Below are 2,773 nucleotides of genomic sequence, written 5' to 3'. Positions count from 1 at the left end.
AAGCCGCTCGCCACGTTTCTCTTTCTTCACATATTCAATTGTCCAAATAACCGACGGAAATTTTCCGTCACAAATCCACTCTCGGCCAATCTGTTAAGCTCAGCCTGACGAAGCACTTAAGCCTGTCGGAAGATTTTGTTTCGAACCGTAGGCCCCGCTTCAGCGCCGCCCCGTCGTTCGGTGAGGCGGCTTATAGACCCACCTCTTCCCGATCGTCAACAACGCAATTCGAAAAAAAATGACATTTTTGTTATGGCATTGAAATATATAGATAATTTAGTTCACCTAGCGCCCTTCCTCGAAAATCGGGTGCTGGAAGGGCCGAAACGCCGGGCTGTCGGCAGCCGTATATGACAGCGCCTTCAATATGCCATCTTCAGACATGACATTTGCGCCGCTGTTCGGGGCACCGACAGCAGGACGGGGTCAACCATATAGACGCGGGTTTGCGGACGGCTCTCGAAGCGCGTCCCGTTTTTCGCCGAATTGATGCGGGCCTCGCCTTTCTGATGTGAAGCTCTGCCATATGGTGGCGCTTCGCCTGCGCGGACCTGCTCCACCCTGCCCGGAGCGCCTGCGCGAGGTTTGACTAATCGGCCGAATTTCGGCACATGGAAACGGGCGGAAACGCGAAATGCGATGCGAGACGACAGGCCTATGAAAGTGAAAGACAATCCGGCGCGTTCCTTCGGCCGGCGAAATCCGATCGTCGTCGACGGCCGCACGCCGCCGGCGCGGCGCGACGTTTCGCTGCGCTGGCTCGCCGGAGTCTGCCTGACGGGCCTGACCAGCACCGCGCTGATGGCGGTCGCGCTTTCCGTCGCCGTCGATGGACGCGAGCGGCTTGCAATCCCCGCGTCCGCCTTTGCCAAGACCGCGTTGCCCGGTCCGGATGACAATGAAAGTGCTGCCCGCGGGGCGCGTCTGGTGCAGACCGCCGTCATCGCCAAGCCCTCGAACCGCCGCATCCTGCAGGTGCCGACCGCGGTGCGCCAGGGCGATAGCGACGTGGTTCATTACGAGCCGTTTTCCGAGGTGAAGATGGCGCTCGCCGCCAATTACGGCGAGACCCCTTCCTATCCGGCCTTCGACCCCTTCGCCGTGTTTTCCTCGAGCGACGCGCCGGGCGATGCCCAACACGGCGCCGACGTGATCTATGACACGGATGTTCAGGGCGAGGTCGAGATCCGCTCGATCGCCTTCCCGATGACGCGGCCGGATGCGCCCTTCGCCGCCGACCTCAGCACCGAGGAAATCGAGGCGACCATTCTCGCCAACGAGGCCTCGCTGCAGGACAGCGTCGGCGAGATTTCGATGCTGAGCTATGTCGATCCCGACCGGTTTGAGCCGGAACCCAGCCTGTTACCGCTCAAACCCGCGCTCAGCGCCCAGATCATTGACGAGAATGTTTCGGTGAGCGCGCTGCAATCCGTGTTCACTCGTGATTTCAGCGACGACATTCTGCCGGTGCGTCAGGCGGTGGAGACGTCCGCGCTTCTGACGGCGGCAGGCTATCCGCCGCCGCAGGCCAACGAGCTTGGCCGGTTGATCCAGGAAGGCACGGGATCGGCCATGCTGAAGGCCGGCGACACGCTGCGCATCGGGCTCCTGCGCATGGGCCGCAATATGCGCGTCGTGCGCCTCAGCCTTTATCGCAACGGCGAGCATCGCATGACGATGGCGCTCAACGACGAGGGCCGTTTCGTCAAGGGCACGCCGCCGGCCATGAGCGATGCGGTCGCCAATGCCGCCGCGGACGAGACCGACCTGCTGCTCGGCACGGCGCAGAAGCCGGTCAGGGTTTATGACGGCATCTACCGAGCAATGCTGAGCTACGATCTGAACGAGCAGATGTCGGCGCAACTGATCAATCTTCTGGCCAGCAAGGTCGATCTGCAATCGCAGGCCTCGCCCGAAGACACGCTTGAGCTGTTCTTCTCCGATGCCGACCCCAAGGGCGGGGCGACGAAGGGCTCCGAGCTGTTCTACATCGACGCGGAGATCGGCGGCCAGGACATCGCGCTCTACCGTTTCCGCGACCCGGAAACCGGCGCCGTGGACTTCTACGACAAGGATGGCCGCAGCATCCGGCGTTTCCTGCTGCGCAATCCGGTGCCAAACGGCCGGTTCACATCCGGTTACGGCATGCGCCGCCACCCGGTGCTGAAATATGCCCGCATGCATCCGGGCGTCGACTGGGCGGCGCCGACAGGCACCCCGATCATCGCCGCCGGCGACGGCATCGTGGAAAAGGCCGGCTGGGCCAGCGGATACGGCAACCAGACCATCATCCGCCACGCCAACGGCTACGAGACCTCCTACAACCACCAGAGCAAGATCGCCGGCGGCGTCAAACCCGGCGCACGCGTCAAGCAGGGCCAGATCATCGGCTATGTCGGGGCGACCGGCCTGGTGACCGGCGCGCATCTGCATTACGAGGTGATCGTCAACGGCAGCAAGGTCGACCCGATGAAGATCCGCTTCCCGAATTCCGACGCGCTGACCGGCGAAAACCTCGCCCGCTTCCAATCGGAGCGCGCCCGCATCGACGCCCTGCTCGGCAACGACAATGCCGGCGGCCAGGTGGCCTCGAACGCCAACTGATCGGCAAATAGCCGCGGAGCAAAAAAGGGCCCGCCGGATGGCGGGCCCACAGACCGTTGACCAGCCACGGCCTCAGTTTTTTAATCCTCATTCACCTCCCCCACAGGGGTCATGCTCGGGCTTGACCCACTGCTGTCCGGTTTAACTTTCATTGTCGAAAAGAGCCATC

1 protein-coding gene is annotated in these 2,773 nt (G+C 62.5%); it reads left to right on the top strand.

Going from position 1 to position 2,773, the window contains the following annotated elements:
- The first annotated feature begins 657 nt into the window (after positions 1-657).
- Positions 658-2,604: a M23 family metallopeptidase gene (locus V6767_RS22610; protein ID WP_448475491.1), complete on the top strand. Its 1,947-nt coding sequence runs from the start codon at positions 658-660 to the stop codon at positions 2,602-2,604.
- Positions 2,605-2,773: the final 169 nt, after the last annotated feature.

The sequence above is a fragment of the Martelella sp. FLE1502 genome (genome assembly GCF_053484255.1).
Note: the sequence above shows the minus strand (reverse complement) of the source record. Positions and strands in the feature narration are given on the sequence as shown.

What these genes read in the sequence shown, in the direction of transcription:
- V6767_RS22610 (WP_448475491.1), top strand. Translation starts at nt 658, where the DNA reads ATGAAAGTGAAAGACAATCCGGCGCGTTCCTTCGGCCGGCGAAATCCG.